Genomic DNA, 24141 nt, shown 5'->3' on the forward strand with positions numbered 1-24141 from the left:
TATTACAGCGAAGGGATTGGGGATTCGGGAGTGGGGATTCGATTCGGGCGCGGGCGGCAGGGCTGTCAGCCGCGGCCCTTCACCAGGGTGCCGATGTTCTCGCCGCGCAGGATGCGCATCAGGTTGCCGGGCGCCGACAGGTCATAGATGCGCAGCGGCACGTCGCTGTCGCGGCAGAGGGCGAATGCGGCGGTGTCCATTACCTGCAGGTCCCGGGCGATGACCTCGTCGTAGGTCAGCTGGTCGTAGCGCTTGGCGTCGGCGTGCTTGCTCGGGTCCTTGTCGTAGACACCGTCCACCTTGGTGGCCTTCAGCAGCAGGTCCGCGCCGATTTCGATCGCACGCAGCGCAGCGCCCGAATCGGTGGTGAAGAACGGGTTGCCGGTACCCGCCGCGAAGATCGCGATGCGGCCTTTTTCCAGGTGGCGGACGGCGCGGCGGCGGATGTAGTCCTCGCACACGTCGTTGATCTTGAGCGCGCTCATCACCCGGACCTTGGCACCGAGCTTCTCCAGCGCGTCCTGCATCGCCAGGGCATTGATCACGGTGGCCAGCATGCCCATCTGGTCGCCGGTCACCCGGTCCATGCCGCCCGCGGCCAGGCCGGCGCCACGGAAGATGTTGCCACCGCCGATCACCAGCCCGATTTCGGCCCCGGCTTCGCGCGCTTCGATGATCTCGCGGGCGATCCGCCCGATCACCACCGGGTCGATGCCGTAGTCCTCCGACCCCATCAGCGCCTCGCCGGAAAGTTTGAGCAGGATGCGGCGATAGGCGAGGGGCTGCATGGGCGACCTTGGCTGGCGAAGGGAGACGACATTTTACTACGTGTGCCGGTAGCCAACGCTTTCTCCATATTCCCCCGCCAGCAAGATCGAGATTACATATTCGTTAAAACGATATGAAGATTACGTTTTTGTACTGCTATAAGTAACGGGTTGGGCTACCTGTTCCGACTACATTCATCAAGATAATTTCTCGGGGGAGACACTTTGAACACAAACATTGGTTCCGGCAGATCCCGGATCAGTCGTACGTTGGCCAAAACCGCACTCAGTCTTTCATTGAGCCTATGTCTGGCGTCCGGCGTTCATGCGCAGTCGAACGCGACCGGCTCGATCTTCGGGCAGGTCGAGGCCAAAGACGGAACCAGCGTCGTTATCAAAAATCCGGCCACCGGTTTCACCCGCACGATGCCGGTCGATACCGGCGGCCGCTTCCGTTTCGCCTCGCTGCCGCCGGGCACTTATTCGGTCGAACTCGTCCGTGACGGCAAGACGGTCGGTGTCCGCGAAGATATCGGCGTGACCATTTCCAGCGGTACTCAGGTCGATTTCGGGGCCGCGGCGAGCGCGGCTGGCGCCACCAATCTGGAAACCATCACTGTCACCGGCATCGCGTCCGCGATCGATGTGTCCTCGACCGATACACGGACGGTGTTTACTGCCGAGCAGCTCGAAAAGCTGCCGTTGGCCCGTGATGTCACCAACATCGCCCTGCTGGCACCCAGTGTCATCTCGAGCACGAACTACCAGAACACGTCGACCGGTGGCCAGGTCACCAGCTTCGGTGGTTCCGCAGCGTCCGAGAACGCCTACTACATCAATGGTTACCCGGTCACCAACCCGCTGACCAACATCGGCTTCACCGAATTGCCGTATGACGCAATCAGCCAGGTGCAGGTACTGACCGGTGGTTACGGGGCCGAATTCGGCCGCTCCACCGGCGGTGTCATCAACGTGCTCACCAAGCGCGGTACCAACGACTGGAAGTTTGGTGGCATCGTCACCTGGGAACCCGAGCAGGGACGTGCCGAACGCGTCAACCAGTACTATCCGAAAACCGGATATGCGCCGACGACCGACGGCATCCTCTACTCGTACCGCAAGGACGACAATTTCTGGCGCATGTCCTACGGTGCCTATGCCAGCGGCCCGATCATCAAGGACAAGCTGTTCTTCTACGCCTCCGGTGAAATCGTCAAGCGCCAGGGCGATGCGGTCAATGTCAACGCCACCTCAGCGACTACCTCGAGCACGCAGGGCTGGAACCGGTACAAGTACAAGCTGCCCCGCTGGATCGGCAAGGTGGACTGGAACATCACCGACAACCATCAGTTGGAACTGACCGCTGTCAATGACACCACCGAGTACACACCACGGCTTTCCGGCTTCTCGTACAACGGCAAGGTGCGGAACCATGTCGACGTCGGCGGATTCGACCGTGAGGACGAAAGCCGCCTGTATATCGGCAAATACACCGGTTATCTGACCGACAACCTGACCATCACCGCCCTGTATGGCCAGCAGAAGATCGATCACACCAACATTCCGTTCAACTACGACCCGTCCTGCCCGAGAATCAACAACAGCCAGGATCCGCTGAACCAGCTGCCGGGCCTGAACTATGTCCAGCCCTGTTCATCGGCTGCCTCCGTGCTGCTGCCTGGCGCGAACGACAAGACCGAAGGCGGCCGTTTCGACCTCGAATACCGCATCGGTAGCCACGACCTGCGGTTTGGCGTCGATGATCAGAAGGCCACGTCGGTGACGGGATCGCAGATCGGCGGCGGATACAGCTGGAACTATCAACGCATCGCAAACAGGGATGCGCCGATCGATGCTTCCAACGGCGTGGGTTCGGCCGCATCGGGCGGGGGGTCCGGCCTGGGCGCGCCGGGCAGTACCACCGGCTACTACGTGACCCGCGGCATCACCACGTTGAATGCCGATGTGCAGGTCAAGCAGCGGGCTTTCTACCTCGAGGATCGCTGGCAGTTGAATGACGCCATGCTGTTGACGCTCGGCTTGCGAAACGAGAGCTTCAAGAACTACAACAGCGATGGCGATATTTACATCGAGCAGAAGAACCAATGGGCGCCGCGGCTGGGTTTCAGCTGGGACGTTCTGGGTGATGCATCGTTGAAAGTGTTTGCCAATGCCGGCCGTTATCACCTCGCGGTTCCCAACAACGTGGCGGTTCGCGGCGCATCGGCCGCGATCAACACGGTCGAGTATTTCACCTATACCGGCATCGACCAGGCAACCGGCGCGCCAACCGGCCTGAACCCGATTCCGGTGGACCCCGCGGCGGGCCGTCTTTGCCCGGGAACGAACCAGGTGTCCTCGAACCTGGAGTGCGGCGAACAGCCGGACCCCAATACCGTCGCGGCGAAGGACATCAAGTCGCACTTCCAGGACGAGTTCACGGTCGGCATGGAGCACCTGCTCAACCCCTCCTTCAACTATGGCGTGAAGGCAACCTATCGCACGCTGCAAAGCGCCATCGACGACACCTGCTCGCAGGTGCTGGAAGGGCATTGCTTCCTGTTCAATCCGGGCGAGACCAACACCTTCCGGGTGGCCAACGAGGCGGGCGGCTATGACGAAATCACGTTCACCACCCAGCAGTTGGGCTATCCGAAACTGAAGCGCAAGTATTGGGCGCTGGATCTCTATGCCGAGCATCCGTTCTCGAACAACTGGTACGGAAAGATCGAATACACCTGGTCGAAGAACTACGGAAACACCGAGGGCCAGTTGAACTCCGAAACAGACACCGGCGCCGGTGGACAAGCGGATGTCTCGGTTACGCAGGACTGGGATCTGCCGCAGCTGATGGTGGGAGCGAACGGCCTGTTGCCGAACCATCGCGAGCATCAGATCAAGGCGTTTGGATTCTACGAGTTCACTCCGGAATGGCGGGTGGGCGCGACGGCCATCATCCAGTCCGGGCGTCCGATCAGTTGCACCAGCTTCTATCCGACGCCGGACCAGGGTCTGTACAACAATGCCACCTACCGCTTCTGCGGCTTGCCGGGCACGGGTACCGATCCGGAAGCGCCGGGGTACGTTGCTCCCTCGAGCGATTACAAGTTCTCGCCACGAGGCAGCCGCGGTACCACGCCGTGGACGTACATGCTCAACCTCAGCGTCGCCTACACGCCGGAGTGGGCTGGCAAGCACCTGACCCTGGGCCTGGACGTGCTGAATGTCCTCGATCGCCAGACGCCGCAGTACATCTACCAGCGATCGGCGACGAACCGGGTGACCCGCAATCCGCGGTTCGGCCAAGAGCTCTACCAGACCGAGCCTCGCTCGATCAGATTGTCGGCGCGCTGGGACTTCTGAGCACGCTGGCATCGAAAATCATCTGAAGGAAATGCTCTCTCTATTGCGGCCGCCTTGTGAAAGGCGGCCGCTTTTTGTTCGCTGGCACCACGGCCGCTCCTCGCGGGTCCGGAGTGCAATGATCACGACGTGGCAATGCCGGGCGCGCAGGCTCGACTGCTGAATTTGTCTCGGCGATTTCGTGGGCGGTTGCGGGTACTGCGATGGCCGGATGTCCCTGCCCATCGGAGATGTGGCTCAAGGGCAGGTCAGTTTTCCACCAGGCCCGCCACGACCCGGTTGCGGCCCTCGCGCTTGGCGCCGTACAGCGCCTCGTCGGCGGCCTGCAGGAGCTGGTCGACGTGGGTGAACTGCTCCAGTGCGCCATGGGTGGCCAGGCCGGCGGAGAAGGTCACGTGAAGTGCCCGGCCATCCACGCGGGTCATCGGTTCCTGGCCGACCTCGCTGAGGATGCGGCGCATGACCCCGAGTGCCGACCGTTCGTCGGTGCCGGGGAGGACGATGAGGAATTCCTCGCCGCCATATCGGGCGACGATGTCGCTGCTGCGCAGATGCTTCTGCAGGGTGGAGGCGAAGCTGCGCAGCACCTGGTCGCCGACCAGGTGGCCCCAGCCATCGTTGATCTTCTTGAAGTCGTCGAGATCGACGAAGGCGATCGACAACGGCCAGCCATGCCGCGAGGAGGTCTCGAACTCCTTCTCCAGCACGCTTTCCAACTGGCTGCGGTTGTACACGCCGGTAAGCGGATCCCGTCGCGCCTCTTCGGCGAGCCGCTGGGCGCGATGTTCGAATTCGTCCGCGTCCTTGCGCGCGCGCGCCGCGTCCTGGATCTCGCGCAGGTTGCGCAGCACCAGCAGTTCGCGCGCTTCCTGCAGCAGCGCCGCGATGCGCCGGGGCTGGGTGATGCGCACCTCGAACAGGGTGGCCACCTCGGGCAGCATGCCGCTCATCTTCTCGATGACCCCGTCGACGGTTTCCGGCGACAGGCCCAGCAGGCGGTGCCCGGCTTCGATGGCGCGCAGGCGCGCGGCTTCGGTGTCTTCCAGGAGCCAGAGATCGGCCAGATGGCCGGAGACGACCACGCAGGCCTCGAAAGGTGAGCCGGGCTGCGGCGATTCGCTGGTCCCGATGGCTTCCTGGAGCAGCGGCGGCAGATTCCAGTGGCGCGCCATCCAGTGGCCGACCTCGGCATGGTCGCAGCCGAAATGCTCGCGTTCGCGGAGCAGCAAGGTGGCGTTGTCCGGGTAGGCCGCCAGCAACGGGGCATAGCCCTTGCGATCGAGCTGTAGCAGGCCGAGCACGCCGATGTCCTGCAACAGGCCGGCCAGCATCAGTTCCTCCAGCCTGCGCTGGCCGGTCTGCTCGCCGAGCAGGCGGCTGGCCAGGGCGGTGATGACGCTGCGCCGCCAGACCCTTTCCTCGCCATGTTCGTCGCCGTGCTGGCGCGAACGCATGCCGGAAGCCAGCGAGAAACCGAGTGCGAGGGTCAGGGTGGCGTTGAGGCCCAGCAGGGTGAGGGCCTGGCTGAGATTCTCGACCCGGCGCCGGCTGGCATACAGCGGCGAATTGGCGATGCGCAGCATGCGCGCGGTGAGCGCGGGATCCAGGCCGATGGTGTCGGCGGCGGTGGCCATCACCACGTCCGGATCGCGGGCGAGCGCGAGGATGCGCAGGGCCACGCCCGGTGGGGAGGGCAGATCGCGACAGCAGGAAAGCTTGGCTTCGAGTTCGGCTCGCATCGCGCGCGCTGGACCTTGTTGTGTGGCGGCAGCGTTCCTGCCACCCTCGCCTCGCTATCGGCCGGGAGGCGGCGAAGTTTAGTGGCGATTTCTCCGGTCGGCCGACGGGATGCGATGCGCCTGCCGGAAGCGGACCCGACCGTTCCCGCCAGAAACAGAAAAGCCGCGGTTCCCCGCGGCTTTTCCGGTGCTACGTGAAGGAGGAAATCAGGCCAGGCCGGCCTGCTTCATCACTTCGGCGGCGTAGTCCTCGACCACCTTCTCGATGCCTTCGCCCACGGCCAGGCGCTGGCTGCTGACGACTTCGGCGCCGGCGGCCTTCAGCACGGCTTCCACGGTCTGGTTGGTGTCCAGCACGTACGGCTGGCCGTACAGGGTGACCTCGTTGACGATCTTGGCGATCTTGCCGCTGATGATCTTCTCCAGGATCTCGGCCGGCTTGGCCTTGTCCTTCTCGGACATCTTGGCCAGCTCGATTTCCTTTTCCTTGGCGACGAAATCGGCCGGCACGTCGGAGGCCTTGATGTACGGCGGGTTCATCGCCGCCACGTGCATCGCCAGGCCACGGGCCAGTTCGGCGTCGCCGCCCTTGACCTCGATCAGCACGCCGATGCGGCCGCCGTGCACGTAGGCCGCGACGTTGTTGTCGCTGTCGGCGCGGACCAGGCGGCGGACCTGCACGTTCTCGCCGACCTTGGCGATGACGGCGGCGCGGGTTTCCTCGACGGTCTCGCCGGAAGGCAGCTTGGCGGACTTCAGGGCTTCGGCGTCGGCGGCGCCGGAGGCCAGGGCGGCCTGGGCGACGGCGTCGGTGAAGCCGACGAAGTTACCGTCCTTGGCGACGAAGTCGGTTTCGGAATTGATTTCCACCAGCACGGCCTTGTTGCCGTCCTGGGCGACCGCGATGCGGCCTTCGGCGGCCACGCGATCGGCCTTCTTGTCGGCCTTGGCCAGGCCGGACTTGCGCAGCCACTCGGCGGCCACGTCGATGTCGCCATTGTTCTCGGTGAGCGCCTTCTTGCACTCCATCATGCCGGCGCCGGTGCGCTCGCGCAGTTCCTTGACCAGGGAAGCGGTGATTTCCACGGGATTACCTCGATTTGCGGATTTCGTTGGGCGGGCGGGGAGCCCGCCGGCGGATTGAATAAGGCGGGTCATGGCCCGCCTGTAGGCATCGGTTGCCGCCGCGCACTGTGGCGCGGCGGCGTTGCAGCGCGATTACTCGGCGGCGGCTTCGTCGGCCTTCTTGGCGGCCTTCTTGGCCGGGGCGCGACGGCCCTTGCCTTCCTCGTCGGACTCCACGAACTCTTCCTCGCGGACGGTCGCGGCGTTCGGCGAAGCGGCCTTGCCTTCCAGCACGGCGTCGGCAGCGGCGCGGGCGTACAGCTGCACGGCGCGGATGGCGTCGTCGTTGCCGGGGATGGCGTAGTCGACCAGGGCCGGGTCGTAGTTCGAGTCGACCACCGCGATCACCGGGATGCCGAGCTTCTTGGCTTCCTTGATGGCGATGTCTTCATGGCCGATGTCGATGACGAACAGGGCGTCCGGCAGGCGGTTCATGTCCTTGATGCCGCCCAGCGAGGCTTCCAGCTTCTCGCGCTCGCGGCGCAGGCCCAGCACTTCGTGCTTGACCAGCTTCTCGAAGGTGCCGTCGGTTTCGGCGGCTTCCAGTTCCTTCAGGCGGGCGACCGACTTCTTCACGGTGGCGAAGTTGGTCAGGGTGCCGCCCAGCCAGCGCTGGGTCATGTACGGCATGCCGCAACGCTCGGCTTCTTCCTTGATGGCTTCGCGCGCGCTGCGCTTGGTGCCGACGAACAGCACGGTGCCGCGCTTCTGGGCAACGCCCGAGAGGAAGTTCATCGCGTCGTTGAACAGCGGAACGGTCTTCTCGAGGTTGATGATGTGGATCTTGCCGCGGGCGCCGAAGATGTACGGCGCCATCTTGGGGTTCCAGTAGCGGGTCTGGTGGCCGAAATGGACGCCGGCTTCCAGCATCTGGCGCATGGTGACTTGGGGCATTGCATGAACTCCATGAACGTGGAACCGGCCGCCGGGAATGGGAAGGCGGTTGCCCGCGAGGGCAGGGTTCCGGGGTTGGGCCTCCCTGCGGCTTCCGTGTCCGAACCTTGGATCCCTAAGGGAATGATCCCAAAGGAATTTTCAGGCACCCCGGCACGGAGGTTGGCAGCAGGTGTGGATTCGCCGGTGACGCCCGGCGTGGGCAGCCTGGACGGACGGGGTCCGGCCAAGCCGCGGAAGTATAGCGGGAACAATGAGTTGCCGGCAACAAACCCCGGTCCGGGCGCTCAAAGGGGGGCGAAATCGGCGATAATCCCGGCCATGGCCATCACCCTCAAGACCCCCGAAGAAATCGAGCAGATGCGCATCGCCGGCCGGCTGGCCGCCGAAGTCCTGCAGATCGTCGCCCCCCACGTGAAACCGGGCGTGACCACCGCCGAACTGGACCGCATCTGCCACGATCATATCGTCAACGTGCAGAAAGCCATCCCGGCCAACATCGGCTACGGCGGCGGCCACGGGCGGATTCCGTTCCCGTCCACGGTGTGCACCTCGGTCAACAACGTCATCTGCCACGGCATGCCCAGCGAGGGCAAGGTGCTGAAGGACGGCGACATCCTGAACATCGATGTGACCGTCATCAAGGACGGCTGGCACGGCGACACCAGCCGGATGTACTTCGTCGGCACGCCGTCGGTCATGGCCAAGCGCCTGGTGGATACCACCCGCGAGGCGATGTTCCGCGGCATCCGCGCGGTCCGCCCGGGCGCCACCCTCGGCGACATCGGCCATGCCATCCAGCAGTACGCCGAAGCCGAGCGCTTCAGCGTGGTGCGCGAGTACTGCGGCCACGGCATCGGCAAGGTCTATCACGACGAGCCGCAGGTGCTGCATTACGGCCGTTCCGGCGATGGCGTGGTGCTGAAGCCGGGCATGACCTTCACCATCGAGCCGATGATCAACGAAGGCAGCCGCTTCTCCAAGGTGCTGCCCGATGGCTGGACCGTGGTGACCAAGGACCGCAAGCTCTCGGCGCAGTGGGAACACACCGTGGCGGTGACCGCGGACGGCGTGGAGATCCTGACCCGCCTGCCGGGCGACGACAACGACCTGTGAGCATTCCCCAGGCCGCGGTTGATTCTCCTGCGCGGCTGACCGGAATCGGCCCTGGCGTCGCGGACGACGGCGCCTGGTCGGCCGCCGCGCGCGCCGCGCTCGGCCATACCGATGCGCGGCTGTGCAAGCGCTTCGATCATGGCGATGGCATGGACCGGGTCCTGGCGCTGCGCGCACGCGGCGTGGATCACCTGCTCATCGAGGCCTGGCGGCGCTGCGTACCCGCCGACAGCCTGATGGCGTTGTTCGCCGTCGGCGGCTATGGCCGGGGCGAACTTTTTCCGCAATCGGACGTGGATCTGCTGGTGCTGGCGGAAGCGCCCGCGCAGGCGCGGCACCATGAAGCCCTGGCGCGTTTCTTCGCGCTCTTGTGGGATGCCGGCCTGCCGATCAGCCATGCGGTACGCTCGGCCACCGAATGCACCGAAGCCGCCGCCGACCAGACCGTGCTGACCGCGCTCATCGAAGCCCGGCCGGTGGTGGCCGAACCGGTCGACGAGGCGCGCCTGATCGACGCGGTGTCGGCGGCGCGGGTATGGCCGGCACGTGATTTCTTCCTTGCCAAGCGCGAGGAAATGACCGCGCGCCACGCGCGTTTCGGCGACACCTCCGAAAACCTGGAACCGAACATCAAGGATGGCCCCGGCGGCCTGCGCGATCTGCATACGCTGGGCTGGATGGCATTGCGCACGTTTGGCGTGCGGGATCTTGAGCCGCTGGTCGGCATGGGCCAGCTCGGGCCGGACGAGGCTGCCGCGCTGGCGCGCGAGCGCCGCGCGCTGGGCCGGCTGCGCTATGGCCTGCACCTGATCGCCGGACGCCCGGAGGAGCGCCTGCGCTTCGATTTCCAGAAGGCGCTGGCGCAGCGCCTGGGCTTTGTCGACGACGCCGAGAACCTGGGCGTCGAGAAGATGATGCAGGGTTTCTACCGCAGCGCCGCGATCGTCCGCCGCATCGGTGATCGGCTGTTGCAGCGGTTCGAGGAACAGTTCGACGGCGAAGCGCTGCCGGAACCGCTGGACGACGCGTTCGCGCTGCGCCGTGGCTACCTGGCGGCGCGCGACCCGGCCTGGCCGCAGGGCGATGTGTCGCAGGTGTTCGCGCTGTTCGCGATGTGGGCCGCGCAGCCGCAGGTGCGCGGCCTGCATTCGCGGACCGCGCGCGCCCTGGCCGAGGCGCTGCCGAAGCTGACCGCGTATCCGGCGGCGACCGCCGCGCAACGTGACGCCTTCATGGGCCTGCTGCGCGGGCCGCGCGCGGTGGAAACGCTGACCCGGATGGCCCGCCTGGGCGTGCTGGGGCAATGGTTGCCGGCGTTTGCGCGGGTATCCGGGCGCATGCAGTTCGATCTCTTCCACGTCTACACCGTGGATCAGCACACCCTGATGGTGCTGAAGAATCTCTCGACCTTCGCCTCCGGACGCGCCGACGAGCGTTTCTCCATCGCCCATGAAGTCTGGCCGCGCCTGCGCAAGCCGGAACTGCTGCTGTTGGGCGGACTGTTCCATGACATCGCAAAAGGACGCGGCGGCGATCATTCCGAGCTGGGCGCGGTGGACGCACGCGAGTTCTGCGGCGCGCATGGCCTCAGCGCCTCCGACACCGAACTGGTGGCCTGGCTGGTCGAGCAGCACCTGCGCATGTCGGTGACCGCGCAGAAGCAGGACATTTCGGATCCGGACGTGATCCATGCATTCGCCCGCCTGATCGGCGATCGCGAGCGTCTGGACTATCTGTACCTGCTCACCTGCGCCGACATCGCCGGTACCAGTCCGAAATTGTGGAACGCCTGGAAGGATCGGTTGCTGGCGGATCTCTATTTCGCCACCCGGCGAGTGTTGCGCGAGGGCCTGGAGTTTCCGGTCGACGTCGATGCGCGCCTGGCCGAGGCGCGCGAATCGGTGCGCGTGCTGCTGCGCCTGCATGCCATCGGTGATGCCGACGCGGACGCATTGTTCGCGGCGATGCCGGAGGAGAGTTTCCTGCGCTTCCGTCCGGAGCAACTGGCCTGGCAGGCGGAAGCGCTGCGCGGGGTGGGGCCAGGCGAAACCCGCGTGCGTGCGCGGCTGATCGCCGAGGATGCCAATGCGATGGAGGTGTTCGTGCATTCGCCGGATCGCGATGGCCTGTTCGCGGCGATCCTGGCCACGCTCGATCGCATGGGTTACGCCATCCACCAGGCGCGGGTGCTGGTGGGACCGCAGGGCACGGTGTTCGATACCTTCGAGGTGCTGCCTGCCGACAGCTACGCCACCCGCGATCCGGCCGATGTCGAACACGGCCTCAGCGTCGCCCTGGCCGGCAATCTGGAAAAGGTACGCACCTCGCGCCGGGCGCTGCCGCGCCAGCTCCGGCATTTCCGCTTCGCGCCACGCATCGAGTTCGGCCGCACGCCGGACGGGCGGCGGACCGTGCTCAGCCTGATCGCGCCGGATCGCCCCGGACTGCTCTCGGACATGGCCCAGGTACTGCGCGCGCAGCGACTGCGCGTGCACGATGCCCGCATCGCGACCTTCGGCGAACGCGCCGAGGACATTTTCCAGATCACCGACGAGGGCGACATGCCGCTGGCGTCGGAAGAACAGCAACAGGCCCTGCGCGAGGCATTGCGCGCCGGGCTGGAAACCCACTGACGAAAACTTCCCCCAAGGAATCCGGATTGATGAGCCCCAAGAAAGCCACCGCCACCGAAGAACTGAAGTCGACCATCGAGAGCGCGTTCGAACGCCGCGCCGAGCTGACCACGGTCGAGATCGAGGGCTCCACCCGCGCCGCGGTCGAGCGCGCCATCGATGGCCTTGAAAGCGGCAAGCTGCGCGTCGCCGAACCGGATGGCAAGGGCGGCTGGAAGGTCAACGAGTGGCTGAAGAAAGCGGTGCTGCTGTACTTCCGCGTCAACGAGATGGAACTGGTCGAAGCCTATCCCGCGCCGTTCTGGGACAAGGTGGAAGCGCGTTTCGGCGCCTTCGACGAGGCCGACTTCCGCAAGCTTGGCGTGCGCGTGGTGCCGGGCGCGATCGCCCGCCGCGGCAGCCACTTCGGCAAGGACGTGGTGCTGATGCCGAGCTTCGTCAACATCGGCGCCTACGTGGGCGAGGGCACCATGGTCGATACCTGGGCCACGGTCGGATCCTGCGCGCAGGTGGGTAAGCATTGCCATCTGTCCGGCGGCGCCGGCATCGGCGGCGTGCTGGAACCGCTGCAGGCGTCGCCGACGATCATCGAGGACCATTGCTTCATCGGCGCGCGTTCGGAAGTGGTCGAGGGCGTGGTGGTCGGCCATCACAGCGTGATCGGCATGGGCGTGTTCCTGGGCCAGTCGACCCGCATCTACAACCGAATGACCAAGGAAATCACCTACGGCTACGTGCCGCCGGGCAGCGTGGTGGTGTCCGGGTCGTTGCCGTCCGCGGATGGCTCGCACTCGCTGTACTGCGCGGTGATCGTCAAGCAGGTCGACGAGAAGACCCGCAGCAAGACCAGCGTCAACGAACTGCTGCGCGGCCTGGCTGACTAGAAACCGATCGGGTCACGGCGCCATGACTGTAGTTGGCAGGCAGGAGCCCGATATTCTCAAGGTGCGCGCATGTCGAGATTGCGTATTTCCTTCTTTTTCGTGGTCCTGCTGTTGTTCGTGACCAACGCTTTATGGGCTTATGCGGGACTTGACCCGCAGGAGCCGGTGAAGCAGAGGATCAACGACGATGCGAACTGCTATCCAGATGAGGTCGCCAAGGACATGTATCACGATGTCGTTCGGCCACTGGTTGCCGCAACCAATGCGGCACTGGAACGCGGGGCGACCCGGGATCTGATCCTTGACCGCGCACGAACGGCGAGCGGACGAAATTCGTTCTGCATGGAACAGGATGGAGTCGAGAAGGTCGGTGATATTGGCCTGCGCTTCGATGCTTCCGGGCGCCTGACTGGCGTCAGCATCACCTCCTGTCCCCCATGATGGCTCCTGGGATGTTTTCCACGGCGGATTCCATCCCGAATCAATTCTGACTGGAAACTGCATGACCACGACCCTGTATGGATTGAAGAACTGCGATACCTGCAAGAAGGCGGTCAAGTGGCTGGACCGCTTCGGCGTCGCCCACACCTTCGTCGACTACCGCGACAACCGCCAGGCGCCGGAAGTGCTGACGGGATGGGCGGAGCGGGCGGGAGGCTGGGACAGCCTGATCAACAAGTCCTCCACGACCTGGCGGCAATTGCCGGAGAACCGCAAATCGCCAGGCTCGGAAGCGGAGTGGAAGCTGCTGCTCAAGGAGTATCCGCAGTTGATCCGCCGGCCGGTGGTGGTGCGCGAGGAGGACGGCGGAACCGCGTTTTCACAGGGCTTCAGTGACAATGGTTTCAAGAAACTGTTCGGAGCCGGCAAGTGAGCGATGTCGTCGAGCTTTCCAGCGAACTGATCCGCCGCCACTCGGTCACCCCGGATGACGCCGGCTGCCAGCAGGTGCTGGCCACGCGCCTGACCGCCACCGGGTTCCGCTGCGAGTCGCTGCGCTATGGCGATGTCGACAATCTGTGGGCCACGCACGGGCAGGGGGCGCCGGTACTGGTGTTGCTGGGGCATACCGATGTGGTGCCGCCCGGCCCGCTGGAGGCCTGGGCCAGCGATCCCTTTATTCCTACCATGCGCGACGGCGTGCTGTACGGTCGCGGCGCCGCCGACATGAAATGCAGCGTGGCCGCCTGCACGATCGCGCTGGAGCGTTTCGTCGACGCGCATCCCGATCATCCCGGCACGGTCGCGCTGCTGGTGACCTCGGACGAGGAGGGCGATGCGCTGGATGGCGTCAAGCTGGTCGCCGAGACGTTCCGCGAGCGCGGCCAGCGCATCGACTGGTGCATCACCGGCGAGCCTTCTTCCAAGGAAGTGCTGGGCGATCTGCTGCGCGTCGGCCGTCGCGGCACGCTCACCGGAACCTTGAGCGTGCGCGGCGTGCAGGGCCACGTGGCCTATCCGCACAAGGCGCTCAATCCGATCCACAAGGCGCTGCCGGCGCTGACCGAACTGGCGGCGCGAATATGGGACGACGGCTATGAAACCTTTCCACCGACCAGCCTGCAGATCTCCAACATCAACGCGGGCACCGGCGCCAGCAACGTCATTCCCGGCGAATTGAAGCTGGTGTTCAACCTGCGCTTCAACCCGACTTGGACCGCGGCGCGCCTGGAAGAGGAGATCGAAGCCGTGCTGCGTCGGCACGCGCTGGACTACAGCGTCCATTGGCACCGTGGCGGCGAGCCGTTCTACACCCCGGAAGGCCATCTGCGCGCCACCGCGCGGCAGGTGCTGGCCGAGTTCTCCGGCGCGCCGCCCGAGGAAAGCACCGCCGGCGGCACCTCCGATGCGCGCTTCATCGCCCCGCTGGGTGCGGAGTGCATCGAGGTCGGGCCAGTGAACGCCAGCATCCACAAGGTCGACGAGAACATCGCGCTGGCCGATCTGGAAGCGCTTCCGGGGCTGTACCAGCGACTGCTGGAGCGGCTGCTGCTGCCAGCGGCGCGCTGAGTGGTCCGGCATTGGTTGCGATTGAAACCATGAGGATGCGTGGTGGCGGGGCTTGCCAAGGCCGGTCGGGACCGGTTAGGGTCGCTTCCATGCTTCGTCTCGCCGCCGCCTCCGCGAACAATTCGAACCGCCGCAACAATGCGCGTGCGAATAATCGCGCGTGGACGCTGCGGGTCTGCGACTAGGCATAGAAGTACCAGCCGGACACAGAAAACCCGCATCGCGAGATGCGGGTTTTTTTTTTACCCCCTTTGCAGCCTTCCCATACCCCCATTTCCCAGGAGTCTCCCATGTGTTCCATCTTCGGCATCTTCGGCCTGCAGGCCGGTGACGACGGCACCGCCCTGCGCCGGCAGGCGCTCGAACTGTCGCAGCGACAGCGCCACCGCGGCCCGGACTGGAGCGGTGTCCACCTGGATGACGGCGCCATCCTGGTCCACGAGCGCCTGGCCATCGTCGATCCCGCCGGTGGTTCGCAGCCGTTGCGCTCGGCCGACGGCGGCCTGGTGCTGGCGGTGAACGGCGAGATCTACAACCACCGCGAACTGAAGAAGGAACTGCGCCAGCCGTATTCGTTCCAGACCGGTTCGGACTGCGAGGTGATCAACGCGCTGTACCGGGAAGACACCCCGGAGTCGTTCCTCAACCGCCTCAACGGCATCTTCGCGTTCGCGCTGTGGGACGTGGAGGCCCGTCGCTTCCTGATCGCGCGCGATCCGATCGGCGTGTGTCCGCTGTACTGGGGCCACGATCGCGAAGGCCGCCTGTGCGTGGCTTCGGAAATGAAGGCGTTGGCGGATCTGTGTGCGGACGTGGCGCAGTTCCCGCCGGGACACTACTACGACAGCGCCTCCGGCGAGCTGAAGCCGTATTACGGCAAGCAGTGGCGCAGTTACGACGCGGTGCAGGGCGTGGAAGTCACCCGCCAGGAACTGCGCGAGGCCTTCGAGCGCGCCGTGCATCGCCAGCTGATGACCGACGTGCCGTACGGCGTGCTGCTGTCCGGTGGCCTGGACTCCTCGCTGGTGGCGGCGGTGGCGGCGCGTTTCGCCCGCCGCCGGGTGGAGGACGACGACAGTTCCGAGGCCTGGTGGCCGCGCCTGCATTCCTTCGCCATCGGCCTGAAGGGCTCGCCGGACCTGGCCGCCGCGGAGGTCGCGGCGCAGGCGCTGGGCACCGTCCACCACGGCTTCGAGTACACCTTCGAGGAAGGCCTGGACGCGTTGCCGGAAGTGATCCGCCACATCGAGACCTACGACGTCACCACCATCCGCGCCTCCACGCCGATGTTCCTGCTGGCCCGCCGGATCAAGGCGATGGGCGTGAAGATGGTGTTGTCGGGGGAAGGCTCGGACGAGATCTTCGGCGGCTACCTGTACTTCCACAAGGCACCGAACGCGCGCGAATTCCATGAGGAGCTGGTGCGCAAGCTGGACGCGCTCCACAACTACGATTGCCTGCGCGCCAACAAGTCGATGATGGCCTGGGGCGTGGAGCCGCGCGTGCCGTTCCTGGATGTCGAGTTCCTCGACGTGGCGATGCGGATGGACGCGCAGTACAAGATGGCCGGCAAGGGCCGGATCGAGAAGGCGGTGTTGCGCGAGGCGTTCGAGGGTTACCTGCCGGATTCGATCCTGTGGCGACAGAAGGAGCAGTTCAGCGACGGCGTGGGCTATGGCTGGATCGACGGGCTGAAGGCGCACGCCGAGGCGCAGGTCAGCGATCGTGAACTGGCGGCGGCCGCCAAGCGCTTTCCGATCAACCCGCCGCAGACCAAGGAGGCGTACTTCTACCGCAGCCTGTTCGAGCGCTTCTATCCCGGCCAGGCCTGCGCCGAGACCGTGCCCGGCGGCAAGTCGATTGCCTGTTCCTCGCCGGCGGCGATCGCCTGGGACGCCAGCTTCGCGGCGGCGGCCGATCCCTCCGGACGGGCGGTGGCGGGAATCCACAACGCGGCCCTGTGAAGGGCCGCCAAGGCGGCTGCGAGTGCGACTGATTCCGATTAGAACACCGGCGCGCGGGTTCGGGCATCATGCGCGCAGTTGCAAGGAGCTGAACCCATGAAAGGCCATCCCGAAGTCGTCGATTACCTCAAGCAGTTGCTGCGTGGCGAATTGTCCGCGCGCGATCAGTATTTCATCCATTCCCGTCGCTACGAGGACATGGGGCTGATGTCGCTCTACCAGCGCATCGACCACGAAATGCAGGAGGAAACCGAACACGCGGACGCGCTGCTGCGCCGGATCCTGTTCCTGGAAGGTGACCCGGACATGAGCCCGACCGCGTTCGTGTCCGGCCGCACCGTCGAGGAGATGCTGCAGCGGGATCTGGAAGTGGAGTACGAAGTGCGCGCCAATCTCGCCAAGGGCGTGGCGCTGTGCGAGCGCCACGGCGATTTCGTCAGCCGCGGGATCCTGCAGACGCAGTTGAAGGATACCGAGGAAGATCACGCGCACTGGCTGGAGCAGCAGTTGGGCCTGATCAAGCGCATCGGGCTGGAGAACTACCTGACCGCGCGCCTGGCCGAGAAATCCTCCACGGAGTGAGCGTTCCGCCAGGAGAGGACACCACACCCCGGCGGTGACGCCGGGGTGTCTGTTTTTCAGCTGTGCTTGCGCAGGCGATAGATCGCGGTGTGCAGCGCGGTCACGCCTTCGGCGCGGAAGCCCGGCTCGTTGGCCAGGATGTCGCGTCGTTCCAGCAATTCGACGTCCCAGCGAGCCGCGAACAGGCGCCGGACTTCGGCCTCGTCGACCGAGAAGGGCGGGCCGTTCTTTTCCGGTTGCGGATACTCCAGCGTGATCAGCAATCCGAGGCAACCGGTCGGCAGGCGACCATAGACCTCGTCCGCATAGCGGACACGCAAGTCAGGCGGCAGCGCGATCAGCGCGGCGCGGTCATACACCGCCCCGCACGCCGCCAGGGTGGTGGCGTCCAGCGCGAACACATCGCCCAGCATCAGCCCGATGCCATCGACAGCATGCAGGCGACCCGTCGGCGTGTCGGTGACCTGCGGTTCCAGTCCGTTTTCCTCGAAGAACTGCCGGACGGCCAGCGGTGACAATTCGACGCCCAGTACCGCGTGGCCCTGCGCCGCCAGCCAGATCATGTCCAGCGACTTCCCGGCCAGCGGCACGAACACGCGGCTTCCCGCCGGCACCGCCAGCGCCGGCCAGTGCTGGACCAGCAGCGGCATCACCGCGTCCCGGTGGAAGCCGATGCGTCCCTCGCGCCAGCGCTCCAGCCAGAATTCCGGCTGCATCATTCCACCCCGAGCCCGTCGACCTTCTGCCAGCCACGCGGCAACAGGCCGCCACGGGTGGCGCGCGCGCCGAGGTAGGTATCGAGATCCTTGAACGACAGCGACATCGTGCGTTGGCCGCTGCGCACCTGCAGGGTGTTGCCCGGCGACACCGCGGCGATGGCGACGACCCGCTCCGTGCCCAGCTTGGCCTTGGGGATGTCGATGATCTTGTTGCCCTTGCCCTTGTCGAGTTCCGGCAGTTCGCTGATCGGGAAGGCGAGCAGGTGGCCGGCGCTGGTGACCGCGACGATCCGGTCGGTCTCCGGATTCGCCACCGGCGCCGGTTGCAGCACGCGTGCGCCGGTGGTCAGGTTGAACATCGCCTTGCCGGCCTTCTGGCGTCCGGTAAGGTTCTCGAAGCGGGTGACGAAGCCATAGCCATGCGACGAGGCCAGCACCAGCCGGTTATCGTTGTCGCCACTGGCGAGCGCCTGGAACGAGGCGCCCGGCGCGGGCGAGAAGCGGCCGGTCAACGGTTCGCCGTTGCCGCGCGCGGAAGGCAGGGTGTGCACGCCGGTGGAGTAGCTGCGGCCCTCCGAATCCAGGAACGCCACCTGCTGGGTGCTGCGCGAGCGTACCGCCGCCAGCAGGCTGTCGCCTTCGCGGTAGGACAGCGAGGCTGCATCCATGTCATGGCCCTTGGCGGCGCGGATCCAGCCCTTTTCCGACAGCACCACGGTCATCGGCTCGGAGGCGACCAGATCGGTTTCCGCCAGCGCCTGGGCGGCCTCGCGCTGAACCAGCGGCGAGCGCCGGGAGTCGCCGAACTTCTTGGCGTCGGCGGTCAGCTCATCCTTGATCAGCTTCTTCAGCTTGGCCTTGGATTCCAGGATGGACTGCAGCTTCTCGCGCTCGGCGGCCAGTTCGTCCTGCTCGCCGCGGATCTTCATTTCCTCCAGCCGCGCCAGCTGGCGCAGCTTGGTGTCGAGGATGTAATCCGCCTGGTCCTCGCTCAGCTGGAAGCGCGCGATCAGGGCGGGCTTGGGCTCGTCCTCGGTGCGGATGATCCGGATCACCTCGTCCAGGTTGAGGTAGGCGATCAGCAGGCCTTCCAACAGGTGCAGGCGCCGTTCGACCTTCTCCAGCCGGTGCTTCAGGCGGCGGGTGACGGTGTCGTAGCGGAAGCCGAGCCATTCGGTCAGCAGCGTCTTCAGGTTCTTGACCTGGGGGCGTCCGTCCAGGCCGATGATGTTGAGGTTGACCCGGTAGCTCTTCTCCAGGTCGGTGGTCGCGAACAGGTGACCCATCAGCTGTTCGATGTCGACGCGGTTGGAGCGCGGAATCAGCACCACGCGTACCGGGTTGGCGTGATCGGATTCGTCGCGGATGTCCTCCAGCCAGGGCAGCTTCTTGGCGCGCATCTGGGTGGCGATCTGTTCGATCACCTTGGAGGGCGAGACCTGGTAGGGCAGGGCGTTGATGACCAGGTTGCCGTTTTCCTTGGCATAGGTCGCGCGTGCGCGCACGCTGCCGTTGCCGGTCTCATACATCGCGCGGAGATCCGCCAGCGGCGTGATGATTTCGGCGGTGGTGGGATAGTCCGGGCCGAGCACGTGTTCGCACAGGTCGGCGACGGTGGCGTCCGGGTCGTCGATCAGGCGGATGCAGGCACTGACGATCTCGTTGAGGTTGTGCGGCGGCACGTCGGTCGCCATGCCGACCGCGATGCCGGTGGTGCCGTTGAGCAGCAGGTGCGGCAGGCGCGCCGGCATCCAGGTCGGCTCCTCCAGGGTGCCGTCGAAGTTGGGCGTCCAGTCGACGGTGCCCTGGCCGAGTTCGCCGAGCAGGACCTCGGCGATCGGGGTCAGCTTGGCCTCGGTGTAGCGCATGGCCGCGAACGACTTGGGATCGTCCGGCGAACCGAAGTTGCCCTGGCCTTCGATGAGCGGGTAGCGATAGGAGAATGGCTGCGCCATCAGCACCATCGCCTCGTAGCACGCGCTGTCGCCGTGCGGGTGGTACTTGCCGATGACGTCGCCGACGGTGCGCGCCGACTTCTTAGGCTTGGAGGCCGCGCTGAGCCCCTGTTCGCTCATCGAATAGATGATGCGGCGCTGCACGGGCTTGAGGCCGTCGCCGATGAAGGGCAGGGCGCGGTCCAGCACCACGTACATCGAGTAGTCCAGATAGGCGCGCTCGGCGTACTCGCGCAGGGGGATCTGTTCGAAGCCGTGGAAGGAGGTGCGGATGGTTTCGCTCATCGGTTGCGTCGGTCTGCGGTTTGTTCCAATCGGGCAATTCTACCGGGCATGGGCATCGCCCGCCCAAAAGAAAGGCCCCGCGATGCGGGGCCTTTCGACGACACGGGTGGAGCTTCAATTGCCGGCGGACGGCGCCGGCGATGGCGCGGGATCCGCGCCCGCGGCGGCGGGCTCCGGTGCCGGCGGCCGCGCCGTACCACCGGGACGCAGGGTCACCGTGGCATTGAGGACGTTCTCCTCGCCACGGACGATCTTCACCTGGTAGGTGCCCAGCGGAAGTGAGCGGAACCGGTACTTGCCTTCTTCGTCGGCCACGGTCTCTCGCTTGAGGCCGGTGCCGGTATTGGCGACGTACACCTTGTCGCCGGGGGCTGCATCGCCATTGATGTTTCCGTCGGCGCGCTGCGCGGTCGCGCTGAATGCCACCAGCAGGAGCGCCATCGCCGAAGCGAAGATTCCCGCCTTCTTGCCAAATGCCTTGATCATGTCCTTCTCTCCCTGAGGAGAGCGCACATTCCCGCGCCGCCAGCGGCGGGGACAGTGGCGGAAGTCATGGTTACAGATACAAAAAAACCCGCCGGAGCGGGGTTTCGTGTCGGCGGATTCCGCCGGTTTGCAGTGGTGCCCAGGAGAGGACTCGAACCTCCACGGTTTTACCCGCTAGTACCTGAAACTAGTGCGTCTACCAATTCCGCCACCTGGGCGAGGTGTGCAGGCCGCGAATTCTGGAGGTCGCGCCGGACTTTGTCAACGGTTGTTTTCTCACGGCCGGTATTCAGGCGGGGTGTAACATGCCCGCATGAGCAAGAACACAAGCAAGAAAGGCGGCAAGTCCGCCCCCGGGAAAGGTGGCAAAGGCAGCGCGGGAGCCGCGCCGGGCGGTGCGCGCAGGAAGGCGCCGCTGCCACCGTGGATGCCGGACCTGCCGCCGTCGCGCGGCAAGGCCGCGACGCCCAAGCCCTCTCCGGGTCGCGGACCGCGCCCCGGCGGACGCGGTCCGTCCTCCTTCACCGATCCCCATGCGGCACGTGAGGCCGCGCGCTACGACAATCCGATTCCCAGCCGCGAGGCCATCCTGGGATTGCTGGAGGCGTCGGAGGGCCCGCAGACCGCCGAAGAGATCGCCCCCCGCCTGGGCCTGACCGCGCCGGACCGCTTCGAGGCGCTGGGCAAGCGCCTGGCGGCCATGTTGCGCGACGGCCAGGTCGTGCAGAACCGTCGCGGCGGCTACGCGCCGGTCCAGCAGACCGATCTGGTGGCGGGCGTGGTGATCGCCAATCCGGATGGCTTCGGTTTCCTGCGTCCGGATGCCGGCGGCGACGATCTGTTCCTGCCGCCGTTTGAGATGCGCAAGGTCATGCATGGCGATCGCGTGCTGGCCAACGTCACCGGCATCGACCGCCGGGGTCGCCGCGAAGGCAGCATCGCGCGGGTGCTGGAACACCGGTTGACCCGCCTGATCGGGCGCTTCGGTTTCGAGGCCGGCATCGCCTACGTGGCGCCGGACGACAAGCGCGTGCAGCGCAACGTGCAGATTCCACCGGATGCCACCCAGGGCGCGCGCGATGGCCAGTTGGTGGTGTGCGAACTGACCCAGCCGCCGGATGCGCGCCGTCCGCCGATCGGCCGGATCCTGGCGGTGCTGGGGGACAAGCTGACGCCCTCGCTGGTGGTGGAAGCCGCCATCCACGGCCACGACATCCCGCACGAGTTCCCGCCGCAGGTGCTGGCCGAGGCCACCGCCGTGCCGCTGGTGGTGGAGGAGGGCATGCTGGACGGGCGCGTGGATCTGCGCGCGGTGCCGCTGGTCACCATCGATGGCGAGGATGCCAAGGACTTCGACGACGCGGTCTACTGCGAAGCCAACCGCACCGGCTTCCGCCTGATCGTCGCGATCGCCGACGTGTCGCACTACGTTCGCCCGGGCACGCCGCTGGACGACGAGGCGCAGAAGCGCGCGACCTCGGTGTACTTCCCGGGTTTCGTGGTGCCGATGCTGCCGGAGACCCTGTCCAATGGCATCTGCTCGCTGAATCCCAAGGTCGATCGCATGTGCTTTGTCTGCGACATGCAGATCGATCACGACGGCCAGGCCACCCGTTCCAAGTTCTACGAGGCGGTGATGAATTCGCACGCGCGCCTGACCTATACCCAGGTCTGGAACGCGGTGGGCCTGGACGACGAGGAGGCCAGGCGCCAGGTCGGCGCGCAACTGCCGCAGGTGGAGCGCCTGCACCAGCTGTACCAGGTGCTGGCGAAGGCGCGCCAGCAGCGTGGCGCGATCGAGTTCGAATCCTCGGAGGTCCGCTTCGTCCTCGACAATCGCGGCGAGGTCACCCAGGCCGGCATGCTACAGCGCAACGACGCGCACAAGCTGATCGAGGAATGCATGATCGCCGCCAACGTGGAAGCGGCGAAGTACCTGCTGCAGAAGCGGATTCCCGCGCCCTACCGCATCCACGACAAGCCGCCGGAATCCAAGTTCGAGGATCTGCTGGAGTTCCTCAAGGAGTTCAAGCTGAGCCTGCCGCCCTGGGGCAAGGTGCAGCCGCGTGATTTCACCCGCCTGCTGAAGAAGATCCGCGAGCGCCCGGATGCCGCCCTGCTGGAGTCGGTGCTGCTGCGCAGCCAGAGCCTGGCGGTCTATTCGCCCGACAACGTCGGTCACTTCGGCCTGGCGCTGGAGGCCTACGCGCACTTCACCTCGCCGATCCGGCGTTATCCGGATCTGCTGGTGCATCGCGCGATCAAGTACGCGCTCAAGGGCGGCAAGCCGGACAAGTACCTGTATCCGCCGCACGAAATGGCCGCGCTGGCGCTGCAGTGCTCCGAACGCGAGCGCCGTGCGGACGAGGCCGAACGCGAGGTCGACGAGCGCTACCGCGCGGCGTGGATGGAAAAACACATCGGCGGCCAGTTCGACGGTGTGATCAGCGGCGTGACCAGCTTTGGCCTGTTCGTCGAACTGGACGAATCCAAGGTCAATGGCCTGGTCCACGTCACCCAACTGCCGCACGACTATTACCACTTCGATCCGGTCCGCAAGACCCTGTCCGGCGAACGCCGCGGCAAGGAGTACCGGCTGGGCGATCGCGTCCGCATCGTCGTGCTCAAGGCCAGCCTGGAGGAACGCAAGATCGACTTCCGGCTGGTCGAGGACAAGGCCGAGCAGGGCATGCCGGCGCCTCCGCCGCGCGGCCAGCCGGCCCGGCGCAAGAAGCAGGCGTACTGAACAGCCGGGATTCGTGATTCGGGATTGGGGATGGGGGCCTTGCCGCCGATCTTCCGGTGCGAATCCGAATCCCGAACTCCCAATCCCGAATCCCCAATCAACCCATGAGCAAACAGAACCAATGGATCGTCGGTGTCAACGCGGTGGCCTCGGCCATCGAGAACGACGCCGATCACGTGCGCGAAGTCCTGGTCGAGGGCGGCAGCAAGAACGCTCGCCTGACCGAAATCGAGGAGAACGCGCGCCGCAAGGGCATCGAGGTGCGGCGGGTGACCGCGCAGGCGCTGGACGGCGTGGGCGGCCAGCTTCGCCACCAGGGCGTCGCCGCCCGCTACGCGGCCGCGCGGACCTGGGACGAGGGCGAACTGGAGGGCCTGGTCGAGGCGGCAGAGGGCAAGGCGCTGCTGCTGGTGCTGGACGGCGTGCAGGATCCGCACAACCTGGGCGCCTGCCTGCGCAGCGCGGCGGCGGCCGGAGTGACCGCGGTGGTGATTCCGAAGGACAAGTCGGCCACGGTCAACGCGACCGTGCGCAAGACCTCGGCGGGTGCGGCGGATCGCATTCCGGTGGTGGCCGTGACCAACCTGTCGCGCTGCCTGCGCGATCTGCAGAAGCAGGGCGTGTGGATTTACGGACTGGCTGGCGAGGCCGACGCGTCGTTGTACGCGACCAACCTGCGCGGCAATGTCGCGCTGGTGCTGGGGGGCGAAGCCGATGGCCTGCGCCGCCTGACCCGCGAGCATTGCGACGGGCTGGTGAAGATCCCGATGCCGGGCGACATCGAAAGCCTCAACGTGTCGGTGGCCGCCGGCATCACCCTGTTCGAGGCCGTCCGCCAGCGCCTGTAGCCCTGGCCGGCGGGAACGACATAGG

General features: G+C 65.9%; 17 protein-coding genes, 1 tRNA gene and 1 pseudogene. 11 read left to right on the forward strand and 8 right to left on the reverse strand.

Annotation, left to right across the window (positions count from 1 at the left end; all coding sequences use genetic code 11):
* Positions 1-65 precede the first annotated feature (65 nt).
* The gene (gene pyrH / locus AC3DE2_RS04310) at positions 66-788 is read right to left on the reverse strand and encodes a UMP kinase (protein ID WP_488425186.1); all 723 of its coding nucleotides are present in this window, start codon (positions 786-788) and stop codon (positions 66-68) included.
* Positions 789-1037: 249 nt separating this feature from the next.
* On the opposite strand from pyrH, the gene AC3DE2_RS04315 reads away from it, so the two are divergent.
* Positions 1038-4130, forward strand: a complete 3093-nt coding sequence (locus tag AC3DE2_RS04315) for a TonB-dependent receptor (RefSeq protein WP_295382685.1) — start codon at positions 1038-1040, stop codon at positions 4128-4130.
* A gap of 248 nt (positions 4131-4378) precedes the next feature.
* On the opposite strand, the gene AC3DE2_RS04320 is transcribed toward AC3DE2_RS04315, so the two are convergent.
* The 3 genes from AC3DE2_RS04320 to rpsB form a co-directional block, all read right to left on the reverse strand.
* Complete coding sequence (locus tag AC3DE2_RS04320; RefSeq protein ID WP_488425187.1) at positions 4379-5869, reverse strand: sensor domain-containing diguanylate cyclase; 1491 nt, start codon at positions 5867-5869, stop codon at positions 4379-4381.
* 207 nt (positions 5870-6076) lie between these two features.
* Positions 6077-6955 (reverse strand): translation elongation factor Ts, encoded by an 879-nt coding sequence (gene tsf / locus AC3DE2_RS04325; RefSeq protein ID WP_488425188.1) that lies wholly within the window; start codon positions 6953-6955, stop codon positions 6077-6079.
* A gap of 132 nt (positions 6956-7087) precedes the next feature.
* The gene (rpsB, locus tag AC3DE2_RS04330) at positions 7088-7888 is read right to left on the reverse strand and encodes a 30S ribosomal protein S2 (protein WP_295382688.1); all 801 of its coding nucleotides are present in this window, start codon (positions 7886-7888) and stop codon (positions 7088-7090) included.
* Between the two features lie 321 nt (positions 7889-8209).
* On the opposite strand from rpsB, the gene map reads away from it, so the two are divergent.
* The 8 genes and pseudogenes from map to bfr all read left to right on the forward strand — a co-directional run bounded on the left by map (position 8210) and on the right by bfr (position 17077).
* The gene (map, locus tag AC3DE2_RS04335; protein ID WP_295382689.1) at positions 8210-9004 is read left to right on the forward strand and encodes a type I methionyl aminopeptidase; all 795 of its coding nucleotides are present in this window, start codon (positions 8210-8212) and stop codon (positions 9002-9004) included.
* On the forward strand, positions 9001-11637 hold the full coding sequence (gene glnD, locus AC3DE2_RS04340) for a [protein-PII] uridylyltransferase (RefSeq protein ID WP_488425189.1): 2637 nt from the start codon (positions 9001-9003) through the stop codon (positions 11635-11637). The genes map and glnD overlap by 4 nt, the downstream gene beginning before the upstream one ends.
* Before the next feature lie 56 nt (positions 11638-11693).
* A pseudogene (gene dapD / locus AC3DE2_RS04345) lies at positions 11694-12521 on the forward strand (2,3,4,5-tetrahydropyridine-2,6-dicarboxylate N-succinyltransferase); the annotation flags it as partial.
* A gap of 69 nt (positions 12522-12590) precedes the next feature.
* A complete protein-coding gene (locus AC3DE2_RS04350) occupies positions 12591-12962 on the forward strand; it encodes a hypothetical protein (RefSeq protein WP_488425190.1) in 372 nt (123 codons plus the stop codon).
* A 61-nt stretch (positions 12963-13023) separates the two neighbouring features.
* The gene (locus AC3DE2_RS04355; RefSeq protein WP_295382690.1) at positions 13024-13395 is read left to right on the forward strand and encodes a Spx/MgsR family RNA polymerase-binding regulatory protein; all 372 of its coding nucleotides are present in this window, start codon (positions 13024-13026) and stop codon (positions 13393-13395) included.
* Positions 13392-14531, forward strand: coding sequence for a succinyl-diaminopimelate desuccinylase (gene dapE, locus AC3DE2_RS04360; RefSeq protein WP_488425191.1), 1140 nt, complete (start codon positions 13392-13394; stop codon positions 14529-14531). The genes AC3DE2_RS04355 and dapE overlap by 4 nt, the downstream gene beginning before the upstream one ends.
* A 290-nt stretch (positions 14532-14821) precedes the next feature.
* A complete protein-coding gene (gene asnB, locus AC3DE2_RS04365; RefSeq protein WP_488425192.1) occupies positions 14822-16495 on the forward strand; it encodes an asparagine synthase B in 1674 nt (557 codons plus the stop codon).
* Between the two features lie 96 nt (positions 16496-16591).
* Positions 16592-17077, forward strand: coding sequence for a bacterioferritin (gene bfr, locus AC3DE2_RS04370; protein ID WP_488425193.1), 486 nt, complete (start codon positions 16592-16594; stop codon positions 17075-17077).
* A 56-nt stretch (positions 17078-17133) separates the two neighbouring features.
* Here bfr and AC3DE2_RS04375 read toward each other — a convergent pair whose 3' ends face one another.
* The 4 genes from AC3DE2_RS04375 to AC3DE2_RS04390 all read right to left on the reverse strand — a co-directional run bounded on the left by AC3DE2_RS04375 (position 17134) and on the right by AC3DE2_RS04390 (position 20740).
* On the reverse strand, positions 17134-17793 hold the full coding sequence (locus tag AC3DE2_RS04375; protein ID WP_488425194.1) for a thiopurine S-methyltransferase: 660 nt from the start codon (positions 17791-17793) through the stop codon (positions 17134-17136).
* The gene (gene parC, locus AC3DE2_RS04380; protein ID WP_488425195.1) at positions 17793-20036 is read right to left on the reverse strand and encodes a DNA topoisomerase IV subunit A; all 2244 of its coding nucleotides are present in this window, start codon (positions 20034-20036) and stop codon (positions 17793-17795) included. The genes AC3DE2_RS04375 and parC overlap by 1 nt, the downstream gene beginning before the upstream one ends.
* A gap of 114 nt (positions 20037-20150) precedes the next feature.
* Complete coding sequence (locus AC3DE2_RS04385; RefSeq protein ID WP_295378394.1) at positions 20151-20522, reverse strand: carboxypeptidase-like regulatory domain-containing protein; 372 nt, start codon at positions 20520-20522, stop codon at positions 20151-20153.
* Between the two features lie 133 nt (positions 20523-20655).
* Positions 20656-20740: transfer RNA gene (locus AC3DE2_RS04390), tRNA-Leu, on the reverse strand.
* Between the two features lie 95 nt (positions 20741-20835).
* Between AC3DE2_RS04390 and rnr the strand changes: the two genes are divergently transcribed.
* Positions 20836-23268, forward strand: coding sequence for a ribonuclease R (gene rnr, locus AC3DE2_RS04395; RefSeq protein WP_488425196.1), 2433 nt, complete (start codon positions 20836-20838; stop codon positions 23266-23268).
* Positions 23269-23372: 104 nt separating this feature from the next.
* Positions 23373-24116, forward strand: a complete 744-nt coding sequence (gene rlmB / locus AC3DE2_RS04400; RefSeq protein WP_488425198.1) for a 23S rRNA (guanosine(2251)-2'-O)-methyltransferase RlmB — start codon at positions 23373-23375, stop codon at positions 24114-24116.
* The last annotated feature ends 25 nt before the right edge of the window (positions 24117-24141 follow it).

The sequence above is a fragment of the Pseudoxanthomonas sp. 68-E7 genome (genome assembly GCF_057773145.1).

Excerpts from the sequence above, each read along its gene's own strand:
- pyrH (WP_488425186.1), bottom strand. The coding sequence starts at position 788 with ATGCAGCCCCTCGCCTATCGCCGCATCCTGCTCAAACTTTCCGGCGAG.
- AC3DE2_RS04320 (WP_488425187.1), bottom strand. The coding sequence starts at position 5,869 with ATGCGAGCCGAACTCGAAGCCAAGCTTTCCTGCTGTCGCGATCTGCCC.
- rpsB (WP_295382688.1), bottom strand. The coding sequence starts at position 7,888 with ATGCCCCAAGTCACCATGCGCCAGATGCTGGAAGCCGGCGTCCATTTC.
- map (WP_295382689.1), top strand. The coding sequence starts at position 8,210 with ATGGCCATCACCCTCAAGACCCCCGAAGAAATCGAGCAGATGCGCATC.
- AC3DE2_RS04350 (WP_488425190.1), top strand. The coding sequence starts at position 12,591 with ATGTCGAGATTGCGTATTTCCTTCTTTTTCGTGGTCCTGCTGTTGTTC.
- AC3DE2_RS04355 (WP_295382690.1), top strand. The coding sequence starts at position 13,024 with ATGACCACGACCCTGTATGGATTGAAGAACTGCGATACCTGCAAGAAG.
- asnB (WP_488425192.1), top strand. The coding sequence starts at position 14,822 with ATGTGTTCCATCTTCGGCATCTTCGGCCTGCAGGCCGGTGACGACGGC.
- bfr (WP_488425193.1), top strand. The coding sequence starts at position 16,592 with ATGAAAGGCCATCCCGAAGTCGTCGATTACCTCAAGCAGTTGCTGCGT.
- AC3DE2_RS04375 (WP_488425194.1), bottom strand. The coding sequence starts at position 17,793 with ATGCAGCCGGAATTCTGGCTGGAGCGCTGGCGCGAGGGACGCATCGGC.
- parC (WP_488425195.1), bottom strand. The coding sequence starts at position 20,036 with ATGAGCGAAACCATCCGCACCTCCTTCCACGGCTTCGAACAGATCCCC.
- AC3DE2_RS04385 (WP_295378394.1), bottom strand. The coding sequence starts at position 20,522 with ATGATCAAGGCATTTGGCAAGAAGGCGGGAATCTTCGCTTCGGCGATG.
- rnr (WP_488425196.1), top strand. The coding sequence starts at position 20,836 with ATGAGCAAGAACACAAGCAAGAAAGGCGGCAAGTCCGCCCCCGGGAAA.
- rlmB (WP_488425198.1), top strand. The coding sequence starts at position 23,373 with ATGAGCAAACAGAACCAATGGATCGTCGGTGTCAACGCGGTGGCCTCG.